Raw genomic sequence first — 15,551 nt, 5'->3', positions numbered from 1 at the left:
TCACGCGCCTGGCACGAAGCGCGCCGGTCGCGTGGGACCTCAGCCCGGACCCGGCTTTACGGTGAGCACCGGGCACGGTGCGTCGAACAGCACGCGCTGCGCGTTGGCCCCGAGGATCAGCTTGCCCACCGGGCTCCGCCGCCGCAGGCCCAGCACGACGAGCTGCGCACCGACCTCCTCCGCCGTGGCGATCAGGTCGTCCGCGACATCACCGCCGTTGAGCAGCCGGACCTCGTGGTCCACGCCCGCCGAGGCGAGGTCGGCACGGACCCGGTCGAGCTCCTCCTCGACCGCGCGTCGCTGGTCCTCCGGCTCGTCAGGTCGCGCGCTGACGACGACCACCACCCGCACGTCGCGCTGCCGCGCCTCCTGGATCGCCGCCTCGAGGGCGGCTCGACCTTCCGGAGTGGCCAGATAGCCGACCACGATGCCCATCGGTCCTCCCCTCGTCCCGCGGCAACACCGCCGTGACCGTGACGCTACCGGAGGGTGACGGCGGCGACGAGCGCATGGGCCGGGATCTCGTCGCAGGTCAGTCCGGGTGCCGCACCCAGCCCGGCGGGATGGCGGCCCGGAGCGCGTCGTCGAGCAGCCGGGCCAGCCGGTAGTCGGGCTCCGCGTCGAGCGACCCGTCGAGCAGGACGCGCGCCCGTGCGCCGTCCCCGCGCCACCAGGCGAGCAGCGCCAGCAGGGTGAGCGCCGGAGCCTGGCTGCCGGCCCGGCCACGCGCGATCAGCGCCTCGAGCACCGCCTCGTGCACGGCGGTGGCCCGCTGCGGCGGGGCCACACCGTGCGACGGGTCGATGATCAGCGAGACCGCGCGGCCCAGCGCGGCGTCGATGTCGGGTGCCGACCCGTCGCCCCGGACGCTGCGCTCGGCGAGGTCCCCCGTCCCTGGGACGAGGGCCACCAGCACTCCGTCGCGCACCTGGGTGTCCGCGAGCCCCGCCTCGAGGCGCCCCCACGGCGCCCCTCCGGATCCGGCCCCGGCCGCCGTCATCTGCGCGACCGCGGTCCGCCACGCGGCGAGCGACTCCTCCCTCCACCGCGCCAGCTCGACGGGTCCGGCCACCAGCGCCTCGGCCCGCCGACGCTCCCAGCGTCGCCGCACCCGGGCGACCGACCGGCGGATCTCGCCGTGCACGGGACGGATCCGCGCCAGGTCCTCCCTCGAGTCGGCGACCGCCGAGCCGGCGAGCACGAGGGTCGCACCCACCTGCGTCGCGTCGAGGTCCCGCAGCGGTCGACCGTCAGGCGGGCAGCAGACGTCCGTGCAGTCGAGGTGGAGATAGCAGTCCGGGGTCACCACCCAGACGTCGACCTCACCGAACGCGGCCGACGCCGCCTCGCGGAAGTGACGGGCGGCGCGCCGCGCGGGACCGTCCTCGCCGCGCGGGTCTCGGTCGGTGTACAGCACGAGGATGGCGTGGCGCGCGGTGTCCCGGTCGAGGAAGGAGACCAGGGCGCGGGCCAGCGCCGGCCCGTCGGTGCGGTCCGCGAGGTGGGGCAGGTCGACACGAACGACCAGCCCGACCGTGCCCCGTGGCGGCCGCAGGCTCACGGCGACCGCGCTGTCCCGCGGCCGGAACCCGAGCCGATGGGGCACGAACGCGAGGATCTCCTGGGGTTCGCTCACCCGGAGCGTGGTGGTCTGCATGCCGTCAGCCCACCGGACCCGCGACCGGCCCGGGAGGCGCGCCCTCCGTTCTGTGCACGACGCCTCCGCGCGCGGGGCATGTGGGCGGCTCGACGCCGTGCGCCGGGCGGCTAGCCTGACCCGATGCCTCGCCCCGCGTCCCCCCGCGCGCGCGCCCGATCGGGTGCGCTCGTCGTCGCCCTCCTCGTCGCCGCGTCGACCGCGGCGTGCTCCACCAGCGAGCCGGGTCGGCAGGCGCCGACGGGGACCGCCGTCGCCGTCGCCACCCCCGCGCCCGCACCCACGGAGACGCTGCTGCCCGAGGACGACAGCACGCACTCGGCCGTCGGTGAGCTGGCCCCCGGCTTCCCTGTCGCGCTGGTCCCGGTGCCGGACGGCGCCGAGGTGCTCGTGTCCTCGGCCGAACCCGTGGAGGGCACGGACCTCACGGAGATCAGCCTGAACCTGCGGACCGGCCAGGACGCCGCGGGCCTGCTCGCGGCCGTCCGCGCGCCGCTGGTCGCCGCAGGTTTCGCCGAGGGGACCCCACCGGCACTCGAGCCGGGCCTGGCCGCGCAGTCGACCTTCTCGCGCGGCGACGGCTCCGAGCTCCTCGTCGTCGGGATCCTCGACCGGGACGACGAGCGGACCATGACGCTCGGCGGGCGGGTGCGCGCAGCGGCGCCGTAGGCTGCCCCGCGTGAGCGCAGCGACCCCGGCCCTCGTCGACGTCGAGGACGTCCGACCCCGCATCGACGCGCTGCTGACCAGCCACGTCGCCCAGCTGCGCACCGTCCTCGCCTCGGCGAGCGAGGACGCCGACGTGCTCGCCGACGCCGTGGCGCAGATCCTCACGGGCGGCAAGCGCCTGCGCGCCGCGTTCTGCTACTGGTCGTGGCGCGCGCACGGTGGGGTGCCCGGCACGCAGGAGGCCGACGCCGTGCTGCGCGTCGGCGCGGCGCTCGAGCTCTTCCAGGCCGCGGCGCTGTTCCACGACGACGTCATGGACGACTCGGACACCCGGCGTGGCTTCCCCGCGGCGCACCGCGCGTTCGCCGGGCTGCACGCGCGGCACGGCCTCACCGGGGACGCCGAGCGGTTCGGCATGTCCGCGGCCATCCTGCTCGGCGACCTCACGCTCATCGCCAGCGAGCAGGAGTTCGCGGGCGCCCTCGCCCTGCAGCCCGTCGCGCGCGCCGAGCGGGCGCGCGTCGTGTTCGACCTCATGCGGACCGAGGTCACCGTCGGGCAGTACCTCGACGTGCTGGCGCAGGCGCTGCCCTGGGGCGAGGACCCGGAGCGCGACGAGGCCCGCGCGCGCCAGGTCATCCGGGCGAAAGCCGCGCGCTACAGCGTCGAGCACCCGATCGTGCTCGGCGCGGCGCTGGCCGACGCGGGCGAGGTCGAGCTCGAGAGATGCCGGTCGCTCGGCCTGCCGCTGGGCGAGGCCTTCCAGCTGCGCGACGACCTGCTGGGCGTGTTCGGCGACCCCGCGACGACCGGCAAGCCGGCGGGAGACGACCTCCGCGAGGGCAAGCGCACGGTGCTCACCGCGCGCGCCGTCGCTCGCGCCCGTGCCCAGGGAGACCTCGCCACGGTCCAGCTGCTGCGGGACCGCCTCGGCGACCGCTCCCTCACCGAGTCCGACGTCACGGTCCTCGCCGACGCGATCCGGCACACGGGCGCGCCCGACGACGTCGAGTCGCTCATCGACGACCTCGCCGGCCGGGCCTTCGCGCTCATGGACGTCGCGCCGTGGCCCGAGCCGGCGCGCGGGCAGCTGATCGGCCTGGCGCACGCGGCGGTCGACCGCCGGGCCTGACCCGCTCAGAGCTCGGCGGCGGCCAGTCGACGGATCTCGGTCTTGCGGCCGGCGCGCAGCGCGTCGATCGGCGTGCCCGGCAGCGAGTCCTGCGGGGTGAAGAGCCACTCGATCGCGGCCTCGTCGGAGAAGCCGGAGTCCGACAGGACCGTGAGCGTGCCCTGCAGGGACGCGAGGACCGTCCACGGCTGGTCGGCGTCCGGGTGGGTCGGCTGAGCGGGGTTGGCCAGGTGGCCCGGGACCAGGAATGCGGCCGGGATGGAGAACACCCGCGGGTCACCCCGCCGGGTGCCGACGAGCTTCCGCTCCTGCACGATGCGGCGGACCTTCGACGCGTCGAGGCCGATCCGCTCGGCGACATCAGGGACCGTGAGCCACTCGTCGACCAGTCGGTCGAGGGCGTCAGAAGAATCGTTCACCCGACAAGAGTACGCATCCAGGAATTACATCGGCGCAATTCCCCCACACGCTTTGCACACCTCAGTCATTCAGATACCGTCGAATTCTGTCACACCAGTCACACAGGTCCCATCCGTTCACTTTCGCACCATGAGGTCACCATGACGCAGCACGCCACCGCCCGCACCGACGGGCTGCGCCGAGTCGCCACCGGGACCGGCGCGACCCTGGCTCTCGCCGCCGTCGCCGTGACCACCACCGGTGGCGCCGCGCACGCCGACGACAGCTACACCGTGCGCTCGGGAGACACCGTCAGCCACATCGCCGTGCGCAGCGGGACGACCGTCGCGGCCATCGCGCGTGCCAACGCCCTCGGCGACGCCGCGCGCATCCGGATCGGTCAGGTCCTCACCATCCCGACGGGAACGTCCGCGGCACCGGCCGCACCCGCTCCGGCGCCGGCTCCCGCGACGGCCTCGTACACGGTGGTCTCGGGCGACACCGTCAGCCGCATCGCCGCGCGCCTCGGGACCTCGGTGCAGGCGATCGTCGCCGCGAACGGGCTCGACTCCCGCGCGTTCATCCGGATCGGCCAGACGCTCACCGTTCCCGGGAGCGCCACCGCGGCCGCCGCGCCGGCACCCGCCGCCGCTGCGCCCGCGCAGGCCGCCGGCTCGATCGCCTACACCGTCCGCTCGGGCGACACCGTGACCGGCATCGCCGCGGCGAAGGGCACGACCGTCGCCGCGATCGTCGCCGCGAACGGGCTCGACTCGCGCGCGCGCATCCGCATCGGCCAGACCCTCACGGTGCCGGTCCCGGTCGCCGCTCCGGCGCCCGCTGCCGTCGGCAGCACGTTCGCCGGCCGCACCTACTCCGACGCCGTGGTGGCCGCCGCGAACGCGAACCTGGCGACGCTGCGCGCCTCGGGCGTGCCCTCGAAGGCGACCATGCAGGCCAAGATCGCCGCGACCGCGCGCGCCATGGGCGTCGACCCCGCCCTCGCCCAGGCCGTCGCGTTCCAGGAGTCCGGCTTCAACCACGCCGTCGTCTCCCCCGCCAACGCCATCGGCACCATGCAGGTGATCCCGAGCTCGGGCTCCTGGGCGTCCGACCTCGTGGGACGCCAGCTGAACCTGGTCGACCCGGACGACAACGTCACGGCGGGCGTCGCCATCCTGCGCGCGCTCGTGAGCAACGCCCCCGACCTGCCGACCGCGATCGCCGGCTACTACCAGGGGGCGACCTCCGTGCAGCGCAACGGCATGTTCGCCGACACGCGACGGTACGTGGCGAACGTCCAGACCCACATGACGCGCTTCCGCTGAGGCCGCGCCTGCGGCGCGCGCGCCGCCGCCGACCGTAGACTCCCTGGCGTGGGAGCCACCGTCACCGATCCGCTCGTCGGCCGCCTGGTCGACAGCCGGTACGAGGTCGTGTCCCGCATCGCCCGCGGGGGCATGGCGACCGTGTACCTGGCGGTCGACCGGCGGCTCGACCGCGACGTCGCGCTGAAGGTCATGCACGCCCACCTGGCGGAGGGCACCTCCGGTTCGGACTTCGTCGCCCGCTTCCGGCGCGAGGCCCGCACCGCCGCCCGGCTCACCCATCCCGGGCTCGTCGCCGTCTACGACCAGGGCGTCGACGGCGAGACCAGCTACCTGACGATGGAGTACATCGACGGGGCGAACCTGCGCCGGCACATCGGTGAGCGCGGCGCGCTGACCGTCGGCGACGCGCTGCGGATCGGCGAGAGCGTGCTCGACGCGCTCGCCGCCGCCCACCGCGTCGGCCTGGTGCACCGCGACATCAAGCCCGAGAACGTGCTGCTCGCCACCGACGGCCGGGTCAAGCTGGCCGACTTCGGTCTGGCGCGCGCGGTCACCGAGGTGACGTCGACCACCACCGGCACCGTGCTCGGCACGGTCGCCTACCTCGCCCCCGAGCTGGTCGTGCGGGGTGTCAGCGACGCCCGGACGGACGTCTACGCGTGCGGCGTCCTGCTCTTCGAGATGCTCACCGGCCGCCAGCCCTTCACCGGCGAGACACCCATCCAGGTCGCGTTCCAGCACGTGAACAACGACGTGCCCGCGCCGTCGGAGCTCGCGGACTGGATCCCGATCGAGATCGACGACGCCGTGCGCGCGCTCGCCGCGCGTGACCCCGACGACCGCCCCGTCGACGCCGCCGCCGCGTTGGCCCTGCTCCGCCGCACGCGGGCCGCGCTCGACGAGGACACGCTCGCGCGCCACGCCGACGTCGCCCCGTCGATCGTGCTGCCCGCGGCCACGGACCCCGCCGAGACGGACCTGGACGCCGAGCCGGCCGAGTCGCCGGAGGACGTCGAGCCCGACGAGCCCTCCGACTCCGCGGTCGCGGCGGCGACCGACCCCGACCAGGACGAGACCACGCTGCTGGAGACCGGCGACGGCCGCGGCACCACGGTCGCCCTCCCGATCGGCCTCGGMGTCACCGCGGCGGAGCTGCGGGGCGGACCTCCCGAGGAGCCCGCGCCGCGCCGGCGCCACCGTGCGCGCTGGATCATCCTGCTCGCGCTGCTCGCCGCGCTCGTCGGCGGTGGCGCCTGGTGGTACCAGCAGATGGGCCCGGGCGCCTACACGACGGTCCCGACGATCATCGGTCAGGACGAGGCACACGCCACGGAGATCCTCACGAACGCGGGCCTGAGCGCCAAGCCGGTCTCCGACTTCGACGGCACGGCACCGCTGGGCGAGGTGTTCAAGGCCGAGCCCGCCCAGGGCGAGCGGATCCGCAAGGACGGCGCCGTCACCTTCACCATCTCCAAGGGTCCCGACTACGTCCAGGTCCCGGCCGGCGTGGTCGGCGTGATGCAGGCGGACGCCGACGCGGCCCTGCGCGCGGCCGACCTCACCCCCGTCTACACCGACCCCGCCTTCAGCGACACCGTGGAGAACGGCAAGGTCATCAGCGCGACGCTCCCGGACGGCTCCCCCGCCGACCCCGGCGCGCAGACCATCCGCCACGCCACGCTGACGCTCACCGTCTCCAGCGGCCGAGCGCCCGTGACGATCACGTCCGTGGTCGGCGCCACGCTCGAGGACGCCACCGCGCAGCTCGAACCCGACGCCCTGACGCTCCAGCCCACCGAGGCGTACAGCGACACCGTGGACAAGGGGCTGATCATCGACCAGGACCCCGCGGCCGAGTCCCCGGGTCACCGCGGTGACGTCATCAAGGTCACCGTGAGCCTGGGGCCCGAGCTGGTCACCGTGCCCGACGTCGTGGGCAAGAACGGCGCCGGCGCCAAGGAGGCGATCGAGGCCGCAGGGCTGATCTACAAGGCGCAGAAGTACCTCGGCGGCATCCTCGACCGCGTGCGGTTCCAGGACACCGCCGCGGGCTCGCAGGCGCCGAAGGGCTCCACGGTCGTCGTCACCATCTGGTGACGACGACGCCCCGGACCGCGCGGGCGGACCGGGGCGTCGTCGACGACCTCAGGACGCGCGGAGCAGCTCGACCACCTGGAAGGCCATCTCCAGCGACTGCTGGTGGTTCAGCCGCGGGTCGACGAGCGTCTCGTAGCGCCGCGCCAGACCCTCGTCGTCGATCTCCTCGGTGCCGCCGAGCACCTCGGTGACGTCGTCGCCGGTCAGCTCGATGTGCAGTCCGCCGGGCACGGTGCCGAGCCCGCGGTGCACCTCGAAGAAGCCGGCCACCTCGTCCATCACGTCGGAGAACCGTCGGGTCTTGTACCCGGACGCCGACGTGATGCCGTTACCGTGCATCGGGTCGCACACCCACGTCACCGGTCGGCCGTCCGCGGTGACCTTCTCGACGAGCGCCGGCAGCAGGTCGCGGACCTTGCCGGCGCCCATGCGCGTGATGAAGGTGATGCGGCCCGCCTCGCCCTGCGGGTTGAGCTTGTCGATGAGGGCGAGCGCGTCGTCGCCCGTCGTCGTCGGGCCGAGCTTGATGCCCAGCGGGTTCTGCACGCGCGAGAAGTAGTCGATGTGGGCACCGTCGAGCTGACGGGTGCGCTCCCCGATCCACACGAAGTGGCCGGAGCAGTCGTACGGGAGCCCGGTCCGCGAGTCGATGCGGGTCAGCGGACGCTCGTAGTCGAGCAGCAGACCCTCGTGGCTCGAGAAGAAGTCGACCGACCGCAGCGCGTCGAAGTCGGCGCCGCACGCGGCCATGAACCGGATGGCGCGGTCGATCTCGGCCGCGATCTCCTCGTACCGGGAGTAGGACGGGTTGGCCATGAAGCCGCGGTTCCACTCGTGCACCCGCAGCAGCGACGCGAAGCCGCCGGTGGTGAACGCGCGGATGAGGTTCAGGGTCGACGCGGCCGTGTGGTACGCCTCGAGCAGCCGCTGCGGGTCCGGTGTGCGGGCCTCGGGCGTGAACTCGTAGCCGTTGATGATGTCGCCGCGGAAGGCGGGCAGCGTCACGCCGTCGCGCGTCTCGCTGTCGGACGAGCGGGGCTTGGCGTACTGCCCAGCCATCCGACCCATCTTGATGACGGGCAGGCTCGCGCCGTACGTCAGCACCACGGCCATCTGCAGGATCGTCTTGATCTTGTTGCGGATGTTGTCGGCCGTGGCCTCGCCGAACGTCTCGGCGCAGTCGCCGCCCTGCAGCAGGAACGCCTCGCCCCGGCCGGCCGCGGCCAGCTGCGAGCGCAGGTGGTCCGCCTCGCCGGCGAAGACCAGCGGAGGCAACGTCGACAGGCGTGCGGTGACCGCCGCCAGGGCGGCCGCGTCGGGCCACTGCGGCTGCTGGAGCGGAGACATCGAACGCCAGGCCTCGAGCCCCGCGACGACCTGCGGGTCGGGCTCGACGCTCATGAGTGGCTCGCCGGGACGAGCGGCTGGCCGATGTCCTCGAGCAGCGCACCGAACCACGGCTGCGAGACGTCGAACGCCTTGCCGCCGGCGATGCGCGGGAACTCGATCGCGCGCAGCACGTCGCCCTGCTCCTCGTCGTGCCCGATGACGCCGGACTCGCCGCGCAGCGCGGACTCGACGGCCAGGTCGGTCATCGACTTGATGAGGCGGAGGTCCTCGGCGTTCGCGGCCGCGGCGCGCGAGTAGTAGCCGGACTTCTGCACCATGACCTTCTCGGCGCCCAGCTTCTCGGCGAACTGCTTGGCGAACCACTGGCCCGGGTTGATCGTGTCGAGCCGCACGTGCCCGAAGGCGTCGCGCAGCACCTCCTGGCCGGAGGACTCCAGCTGCTCGACGATCTCGTGCATGCCGGCACCCTCGGACAGGAAGATGTTGACGTTGCCCTGCGCGTCCATGACCTGCTTGAGGCGCGCGGCCTCGGCGTCGATGTCGAGCGCGAGCTCGGGCAGGAAGACGGCGTGGATGTCCCAGCGCTCGCGCGTGAGGCCGATGCCGGGCACCCACTCCTGCGTGTCGAGCCACTTGCGGTAGTCGGCCGCGGCCGCGGCGGTGAGCCACCCGCAGTGCCGACCCATGACCTCGTGCACGATGAGCATGCGGGGGCCCGAGCGGTGCTCACCGATGATGTTCGCGGCGAAGCCGGCGGCCTCCTCGGCGGCCGTCCAGGCGCCGAGCGACTGCTTGATGGGCACGACGTCGTTGTCGATGGTCTTGGGCAGGCCCACCACCGTCAGCTCGTACCCGTTGTCGTGCAGGTAGGCGGCGAGGTCGGCGGCGGTCGTGTTGGTGTCGTCGCCGCCGATGGTGTGCAGCACGTCGACGCCGTCTGACTTGAGCCGCTCGGCCGCCACCTGCAGCGGGTCCTGGCCCTCCTGCACGAGGCCGCGCTTCACGCAGTCGGCCGCGTTGGTGAGCTTGACGCGCGAGTTGCCGATGGGCGACCCGCCGAACTTGTGCAGGATGCCGGCCTTCGCGCGCGTCTCGTCGTCGATGACGATCTTGTCGCCGCGCAGCAGCCCGTAGTAGCCGTGCTCGTAGGCGATGATCTCGATGTCGGGAGCGATCTCCGTGTACCGCTCGATGAGCCCGCCGACGGCAGACGACAGGCACGGGGCGAAGCCACCTGCGGTCAGGAGGGCGACGCGACGAACCGACATGAGAAACACCTCTCGTTGACACCGTCGGCGCGCACGTACCGTCGGCGCGCCCCAGAGCCGGCGCTCAGGCCGACCGCGTCATCCTACTGACGTCTCGGGCTCGCCCTCGGGCGGGACCGGTACCTGGACGTCGGGCACGGGACGTCCACCGGGAGCGGCGGGAAGGTGATCGGCGGCGTCCCCGGCGACGGCCGGGTGGCCGGTGGCGATGCGCGCCTTCTGGGTGGCCGCGTAGACGTCGACGTACTCCTGGCCCGACAGGCTCATGACCGCGTACATGATCTCGTCGGTGACAGACCGCAGGATGAACCGGTCGTTCTCCATGCCCTGGTAGCGGCTGAAGTCGAGCGGCTCGCCGATGACGACGCCGATGCGCATGACCTTCGGGATGCGTCGGCCGGGGGGCTGCGCCTCGTCGGTGCCCACCATCGCGACCGGGATCACGGGGGCGCCGGACTCGAGCGCGAGCCGGGCGATGCCGGTCTTGCCGCGGTAGAGCCGACCGTCGGGGCTGCGGGTGCCCTCCGGGTAGATGCCGAACAGGTCGCCGTCGGCCAGCCGGCGCAGGCCCGTGCGCAGCGCTGCCTCGCTCGCCTTGCCGCCCCCGCGGTCGACCGGGATCGTGCCGACGCCGCGCATGAAGCCCGCGGTCAGCCGGCCCTTGATGCCCGAGCCCGTGAAGTACTCCTGCTTGCCGATGAACACCAGCTCGCGGTCGAGGACCAGGGGCAGGAAGAACGAGTCGATCACGGCGAGGTGGTTGCTCGCCAAGATCGCGGCGCCCTCCTCGGGCACGTTCTCCGCACCGCGCACCCACGGCCGGTAGACCAGGTGCAGCAGCGGACCGACGAAGACCCGCTTCATCAACCAGTAGAACAACGGTTCACCTCTCGACCCGACACACGGACTGTCCGTCCACCCGAGCCCTTGTGCTCGTACCCGACGACCCCCTGCGGCAGGCGGGGCCGAGCACGAGCCACCCCGACTGCTCGGTCCGACTCTAGAGTGCTCCTATGGCACCTCGCCCCGACGACCCCGACGACGGCGTCCAGCCGGCGGGCGCGGACGTCCCGCCGCCGACGCCCGACGAGGTGCCCGATCACCCGGCGCCCACGGACGACGAGGCATGGGCGCAGATCGTGGCCCAGCTCAGCGACCTCGACGGGTACGACGGGACGGACGACCCGCCGGAGCCCGAGAAGCCCGCCCCGACGCCTCCGAGCACCGGGCTCGCCTTCCCGGTCGCCCCCTGGGTGGCGGAGCGTCGGGTCGTGCGCCCGGCCCAGGAACCTGCTGCGGAGCCCGAGCTCACCGGCCGGGACTGGGACGGCACGTCGCAGTACGACGAGGCCGAGTCCGCGGTCGACGCCGACGCGCACTTCGTGCCGCCCGACCCGGGCCCGGTGCTCGGCGGCGACCCCCTGCTCACCATGGCGTGGTTCGCGGCGGCGGGCATGCCGATCTTCCTGCTCGTCGTGCTCGTCGCGTGGCGGGACGCCCCGGCGGCGCTCGTGCAGGCGGCCGCGGTGGTGTTCGTCATCGGGATCGCCGTGCTCGTGTGGCGGATGCCCCACCGCCGCGACCCCGACGACCACGACACCGGCGCCGTCGTCTGACCGACCCCGCCGTCCGCGCGGACCGGCACGTCGGTCAGAGACGCGCGAGGTCGGCCGCACCGACCATGCCCGCGTCGTTGCCCATCGACGCGACGACGAGCGTCGCCTCCGGCCGGTGCCCCCGACCCGACAGCTGCTCCGCGAAGCCGTTGCGTGCAGGGGCGAGGAGCAGGTCGCCCGCGTCGGCGACGCCACCGCCGATCACGATGAGCGCGGGGTCCAGCAGGGCGGTCGCCGACGCGGCGCCCTCCCCCAGCCAACGGCCCAGCTCGGTGAGCAGCTCGACCGCGAGCGGGTCCCCCTCCTGGGCGGCCTGCGTCACCTGCGGGCCGGTGAGCTTGTCGACGTTGCCGCCCGCGAGCTCGAGGAGCCGCGCCGCGCGCTCGGGCTGGATGATCACCGTCGCCTGCGCGTCGCGCACGAGCGCGCTGCCCGACGCGTACTGCTCCCAGCACCCCTCGTGCCCGCAGCCGCAGTAGTGGCCGCCAGGCACCACGCGCATGTGCCCGACCTCGGCGGCGACACCCCAGGCGCCGCGGACGAGCTCGCCGTTGGAGACGATCGCCCCGCCGAGGCCCGTGCCGACGGTCAGCATGAGCATGTCGTCGACGTCCCGCGCCGCGCCGAACCGGAACTCGGCCCAGCCGGCGGCGTTCGCGTCGTTCTCGACGACGATCAGCACGTCGTCGTCGCCGAGGATGGCCTGGACCTTCTGGCGCAGCGGGTAGTCGCGCCAGGCGATGTTCGGGGCGAACAGCACCGACGATCGGTCCGCGGAGACGAAACCGGCCGCGGCGACGCCCATGGCACTGACCTCGTAGGACCCGCTGAGCTCCTGGTAGACCTCGGCGATCGCCTTGTCGATGCCGGCGACGTCGTCCGGGGAGGTGTCGCGGCGCGTCTGCGCGAGGATCGTCCCGTCCTCGTCGACGACACCCGCCGCGATCTTCGTCCCGCCGATGTCCACACCGATGGCGTGCATGTTCGTGTGTGCTCCTACGCGCTCGTACCGTGCTCGCTACCGTCCGGTGCGGGCTCCACGCTAGCCGCCCGCGCGCGCCCGCGACGCCATCAGCCGGCGGCGGCGCACCCGGTCCGCGCCAGAGCGTACCCATTCGGGTGCTGCCTGCGCGGCACCCGGCGTCCCGTATCCTCGGGGCACACTTCGCCCCTCTGTCACTGGAGCCAGCATGGACGAGTTCCACACGCCGTTGCGTCTCGAGGTCGACCCCTCGAACAACCTCAACGACCTGCTCGCCGAGCGTGTCACGGGTACCCCCGACCGCGTCGTCGTCGAGCACAAGACACAGCAGGACGGCCCCTGGATCCCGCTCACGGCGCGCGAGTTCGACGCCGAGATCGTCGCCGTGGCCAAGGGCCTCGTCGCGCGCGGCGTCGAGCCGGGCGACCGCGTCGGCATCATGTCCCGCACCCGCTACGAGTGGTCGCTGCTGGACTGGGCGGTCTGGGCCGCCGGCGCCGTGCCCGTCCCGCTGTACGAGACCTCCTCGGCCGAGCAGGTGCTCTGGATCCTCACGGACGCGGACGTGTCGGTGCTCGTGGTCGAGTCGGCCGCGCACGCGGCGGTCGTCGAGGAGATCCGGGCGGACGTGCCGCACCTGCGCGAGGTCCTCGTCCTGGACGACGGCGCCGTCGAGACGATCGTGGCCGGCGGGGCGACGACGCCTGACGCCGAGATCACGCGCCGCCGCGGGCTCGCCGTGCTGTCGGACGTCGCGACCGTCATCTACACGTCGGGGACCACGGGCCGACCCAAGGGCGTCGAGCTGACGCACGGCAACTTCTACGAGCTCACCGTGAACACGGTCGCCGACCTCAACGAGGTGGTCAGCGAGCCCGGCGCGCGGACGCTGCTGTTCATGCCGCTCGCGCACGTCTTCGCGCGGTTCATCGAGGTGCTCTGCGTCCCGGCCGGCGCGGTCCTGGGCCACAGCCCCAGCACGGCGACGCTGCTCGAGGACCTCGCCTCGTTCCGGCCGACGTTCATCCTGGCGGTCCCCCGCGTCTTCGAGAAGGTCTACAACTCGGCCGAGCAGAAGGCCGCCGCATCGGGCAAGGGCTCGATCTTCCAGCGGGCCGCCAAGACGTCGATCGTGTACTCGCGCGCCCTGGACACCCCGCGCGGCCCGAGCCCGTGGCTGCGCCTGCAGCACAAGGTGGCGGACGCCCTCGTGCTGCACCGCCTGCGCAACGCGCTCGGCGGCCAGGCGCGCTGGGCGATCTCCGGCGGCGCTCCCCTGGGAGAGCGGCTGGGCCACTTCTACCGCGGTCTCGGCCTGAACGTGCTCGAGGGCTACGGCCTCACGGAGACGACCGCTCCGGCGACGGTGAACCGGCCCGGCCGCGGCACCAAGATCGGGACCGTCGGGCTGCCGCTGCCGGGCAGCGGGGTCCGCATCGCGGCCGACGGCGAGATCGAGGTCAAGGGCGTCCAGGTGTTCCGGGGCTACCACGCCAACGAGGCCGCGACCGCCGAGTCGCTGCACGACGGCTGGTTCCGCACGGGCGACCTCGGCTCCCTGGACGACGAGGGCTACCTGCGGATCACCGGGCGCAAGAAGGAGATCATCGTCACCGCCGGCGGCAAGAACGTCGCGCCCGCGGTGCTCGAGGACCGGATCCGCGCGCACCCCCTGGTGAGCCAGGTCGTCGTGGTCGGCGACCAGCGTCCGTTCATCGGCGCCCTGATCACGCTCGACCCCGAGGGCGTGCCCGGCTGGCTGGCCGCACACGGCAAGCCCGAGATGTCGCTCACCGAGGCCGCCCAGGACGCCGACGTGCTGGCATCGCTGGACAAGGCGGTCGAGAAGGCCAACAAGGCCGTGTCGCGGGCCGAGTCGGTGCGCAAGTACCGGATCCTCGAGACGGATCTCACCATCGCCAACGGCTACCTCACGCCGAAGCTCAGCATCCGTCGCAACGAGGTGCTCAAGGCGTTCGCGGGTGAGGTCGACGCGCTCTACGACGGCCCGGCGCGCGACTGAGGCTCACACCGCGCGCACCAGGCGCAGGGGCGGGACGAGTCCGGAGGCCGCGAGCACGTCGATGGCGTGCTGCTCCGCGGCGTCGAGCTCGACCGACCCTGCGCCGGTCGTCGCCGTGACGGGGGCCGGGGCGCGCACGGGGATCGTCAGGAACGTGACGACGCAGTCCGCGCACGCCGTCGCGCGCTGGGTGCAGGTGTCGCAGTCGATGATCATGTCGCGGACGCTAGCGGGGGCCACCGACACGGCCGCCGGCCCTGCTCAGAGGTGCTGGAGCCTCGCGACCAGCGTGCTCGACGGCACCACCCACGCGCCGTCCGCCTCGACGTCGCGCACGACCTCCTGGTCGCTCGTGACGACGACCACCACGCGTCCGGGCGGCTCGGCGTGCACCAGCCGGCGGATGAGGTCGTCGGCGATCTCCCCCACCGCGAACAGCACCCGCACCCCACGCGCGTAGCCGCCGGGTGGGCCTTGCTGGCCCTCCTTGCCGTCGAAGCAGCACGTGACCTCGGCGCCGGTGCGCGCGGCGACCCCGGCCAGCCCGTCGACCAGCCGCCGCCTCTGCTCGGCCAGTGAGAGGTCGCCGAAGCCGGACTTGGACACGTTGTAGCCGTCGACGAGCAGGTGCGCCCACGGCTGCCGGAGCAGCTCGTCCAGCAGGGCCGGGTCGTCGACCGACCGTCCGCGCGAGCCGGGTCGGACCGCGGCCGGCGTCGCCGAAGGACCCACCAGGTCCGCGGGCAGGTCGGCGACGGGCGGCAGGGCGAGCTCGGAGCGGAGCCCGCTGGCGGCGTCGACGATCGTGTCCAGCAGGAGCCGGACGCGCACGTCGGCCAGCTTGCGGCCGGCGCGCAGCTCGGCGCGCGCGGCGGTGCGCTCCGCCTGGGACGCGCGGCGCTCCTCGAGCGCCTGCCGCAGGTCGTCCTCGGCCCGGGCACGCGCGAGCTCGGCCGCATCGTGCACGGCGCGTGCCTCCTCGGCCCCGCGCCGGGCCTCGCTGCGCGCGCGGTCCGCGTCCGAGCGC

At 73.6% G+C, this 15,551-nt stretch carries 15 protein-coding genes; 6 read left to right on the top strand and 9 right to left on the bottom strand.

Features of this window, described 5'->3' with window-relative positions; all coding sequences use genetic code 11:
- Window positions 1-39 precede the first annotated feature (39 nt).
- Together AC1DQC_RS10080 and AC1DQC_RS10075 are read right to left on the bottom strand one after the other, a co-directional pair.
- Complete coding sequence (locus tag AC1DQC_RS10080) at window positions 40-435, bottom strand: universal stress protein (protein WP_477051100.1); 396 nt, start codon at window positions 433-435, stop codon at window positions 40-42.
- 97 nt (window positions 436-532) lie between these two features.
- Window positions 533-1,657 carry a DUF4192 domain-containing protein gene (locus tag AC1DQC_RS10075; RefSeq protein WP_477051099.1) on the bottom strand — a complete coding sequence of 375 codons (1,125 nt, stop codon included), beginning with the start codon at window positions 1,655-1,657 and terminating at the stop codon, window positions 533-535.
- Between the two features lie 123 nt (window positions 1,658-1,780).
- Between AC1DQC_RS10075 and AC1DQC_RS10070 the strand changes: the two genes are divergently transcribed.
- Both AC1DQC_RS10070 and AC1DQC_RS10065 read left to right on the top strand, forming a co-directional pair.
- Window positions 1,781-2,326: a hypothetical protein gene (locus tag AC1DQC_RS10070; RefSeq protein ID WP_477051098.1), complete on the top strand. Its 546-nt coding sequence runs from the start codon at window positions 1,781-1,783 to the stop codon at window positions 2,324-2,326.
- A gap of 10 nt (window positions 2,327-2,336) precedes the next feature.
- Window positions 2,337-3,458 carry a polyprenyl synthetase family protein gene (locus AC1DQC_RS10065; RefSeq protein WP_477051097.1) on the top strand — a complete coding sequence of 374 codons (1,122 nt, stop codon included), beginning with the start codon at window positions 2,337-2,339 and terminating at the stop codon, window positions 3,456-3,458.
- Between the two features lie 5 nt (window positions 3,459-3,463).
- Here the strand turns inward: AC1DQC_RS10065 and AC1DQC_RS10060 are convergent, their stop codons facing one another.
- On the bottom strand, window positions 3,464-3,877 hold the full coding sequence (locus tag AC1DQC_RS10060) for an Rv2175c family DNA-binding protein (protein WP_477051096.1): 414 nt from the start codon (window positions 3,875-3,877) through the stop codon (window positions 3,464-3,466).
- Window positions 3,878-4,018: 141 nt separating this feature from the next.
- On the opposite strand from AC1DQC_RS10060, the gene AC1DQC_RS10055 reads away from it, so the two are divergent.
- Both AC1DQC_RS10055 and pknB read left to right on the top strand, forming a co-directional pair.
- On the top strand, window positions 4,019-5,185 hold the full coding sequence (locus AC1DQC_RS10055) for a LysM peptidoglycan-binding domain-containing protein (RefSeq protein WP_477051095.1): 1,167 nt from the start codon (window positions 4,019-4,021) through the stop codon (window positions 5,183-5,185).
- Window positions 5,186-5,233: 48 nt separating this feature from the next.
- The gene (gene pknB, locus AC1DQC_RS10050) at window positions 5,234-7,285 is read left to right on the top strand and encodes a Stk1 family PASTA domain-containing Ser/Thr kinase (protein WP_477051094.1); all 2,052 of its coding nucleotides are present in this window, start codon (window positions 5,234-5,236) and stop codon (window positions 7,283-7,285) included.
- A gap of 48 nt (window positions 7,286-7,333) precedes the next feature.
- On the opposite strand, the gene AC1DQC_RS10045 is transcribed toward pknB, so the two are convergent.
- The 3 genes from AC1DQC_RS10045 to AC1DQC_RS10035 form a co-directional block, all read right to left on the bottom strand.
- Window positions 7,334-8,686 carry a class II 3-deoxy-7-phosphoheptulonate synthase gene (locus AC1DQC_RS10045; protein WP_477051093.1) on the bottom strand — a complete coding sequence of 451 codons (1,353 nt, stop codon included), beginning with the start codon at window positions 8,684-8,686 and terminating at the stop codon, window positions 7,334-7,336.
- Window positions 8,683-9,903 carry a pyrophosphate--fructose-6-phosphate 1-phosphotransferase gene (locus AC1DQC_RS10040; RefSeq protein WP_477051092.1) on the bottom strand — a complete coding sequence of 407 codons (1,221 nt, stop codon included), beginning with the start codon at window positions 9,901-9,903 and terminating at the stop codon, window positions 8,683-8,685. Before AC1DQC_RS10040 ends, AC1DQC_RS10045 begins: the two co-directional genes overlap by 4 nt.
- Window positions 9,904-9,981: 78 nt before the next feature.
- Entirely contained in the window at window positions 9,982-10,767 is a 786-nt protein-coding gene (locus AC1DQC_RS10035) for a lysophospholipid acyltransferase family protein (protein WP_477051172.1), read from the bottom strand.
- 149 nt (window positions 10,768-10,916) lie between these two features.
- On the opposite strand from AC1DQC_RS10035, the gene AC1DQC_RS10030 reads away from it, so the two are divergent.
- Window positions 10,917-11,519 (top strand): hypothetical protein, encoded by a 603-nt coding sequence (locus AC1DQC_RS10030; RefSeq protein ID WP_477051091.1) that lies wholly within the window; start codon window positions 10,917-10,919, stop codon window positions 11,517-11,519.
- 34 nt (window positions 11,520-11,553) lie between these two features.
- Here the strand turns inward: AC1DQC_RS10030 and AC1DQC_RS10025 are convergent, their stop codons facing one another.
- On the bottom strand, window positions 11,554-12,501 hold the full coding sequence (locus AC1DQC_RS10025) for an ROK family glucokinase (protein ID WP_477051090.1): 948 nt from the start codon (window positions 12,499-12,501) through the stop codon (window positions 11,554-11,556).
- Window positions 12,502-12,709: 208 nt separating this feature from the next.
- On the opposite strand from AC1DQC_RS10025, the gene AC1DQC_RS10020 reads away from it, so the two are divergent.
- Complete coding sequence (locus tag AC1DQC_RS10020) at window positions 12,710-14,524, top strand: AMP-dependent synthetase/ligase (protein WP_477051089.1); 1,815 nt, start codon at window positions 12,710-12,712, stop codon at window positions 14,522-14,524.
- Window positions 14,525-14,527: 3 nt separating this feature from the next.
- Here the strand turns inward: AC1DQC_RS10020 and AC1DQC_RS10015 are convergent, their stop codons facing one another.
- Window positions 14,528-14,740 (bottom strand): hypothetical protein, encoded by a 213-nt coding sequence (locus AC1DQC_RS10015; RefSeq protein WP_477051088.1) that lies wholly within the window; start codon window positions 14,738-14,740, stop codon window positions 14,528-14,530.
- A gap of 45 nt (window positions 14,741-14,785) precedes the next feature.
- Window positions 14,786-15,551, bottom strand: a 766-nt coding sequence (locus AC1DQC_RS10010; protein ID WP_477051087.1) for an NYN domain-containing protein, incomplete at its 5' end; no start/stop codon positions are given.

The sequence above is a fragment of the Cellulomonas sp. P4_H12 genome (assembly GCF_056400905.1).
The sequence above is the reverse complement of the archived record's forward strand: the minus strand, read 5'-3'. Positions and strand labels throughout refer to the sequence as shown.

Bases quoted from the DNA above. Each gene is read 5' to 3' on its own strand.
- AC1DQC_RS10080 (WP_477051100.1), bottom strand. From the start codon at position 435: ATGGGCATCGTGGTCGGCTATCTGGCCACTCCGGAAGGTCGAGCCGCC.
- AC1DQC_RS10075 (WP_477051099.1), bottom strand. From the start codon at position 1,657: ATGCAGACCACCACGCTCCGGGTGAGCGAACCCCAGGAGATCCTCGCG.
- AC1DQC_RS10070 (WP_477051098.1), top strand. From the start codon at position 1,781: ATGCCTCGCCCCGCGTCCCCCCGCGCGCGCGCCCGATCGGGTGCGCTC.
- AC1DQC_RS10055 (WP_477051095.1), top strand. From the start codon at position 4,019: ATGACGCAGCACGCCACCGCCCGCACCGACGGGCTGCGCCGAGTCGCC.
- AC1DQC_RS10045 (WP_477051093.1), bottom strand. From the start codon at position 8,686: ATGAGCGTCGAGCCCGACCCGCAGGTCGTCGCGGGGCTCGAGGCCTGG.
- AC1DQC_RS10040 (WP_477051092.1), bottom strand. From the start codon at position 9,903: ATGTCGGTTCGTCGCGTCGCCCTCCTGACCGCAGGTGGCTTCGCCCCG.
- AC1DQC_RS10035 (WP_477051172.1), bottom strand. From the start codon at position 10,767: ATGAAGCGGGTCTTCGTCGGTCCGCTGCTGCACCTGGTCTACCGGCCG.
- AC1DQC_RS10030 (WP_477051091.1), top strand. From the start codon at position 10,917: ATGGCACCTCGCCCCGACGACCCCGACGACGGCGTCCAGCCGGCGGGC.
- AC1DQC_RS10025 (WP_477051090.1), bottom strand. From the start codon at position 12,501: ATGCACGCCATCGGTGTGGACATCGGCGGGACGAAGATCGCGGCGGGT.
- AC1DQC_RS10020 (WP_477051089.1), top strand. From the start codon at position 12,710: ATGGACGAGTTCCACACGCCGTTGCGTCTCGAGGTCGACCCCTCGAAC.
- AC1DQC_RS10015 (WP_477051088.1), bottom strand. From the start codon at position 14,740: ATGATCATCGACTGCGACACCTGCACCCAGCGCGCGACGGCGTGCGCG.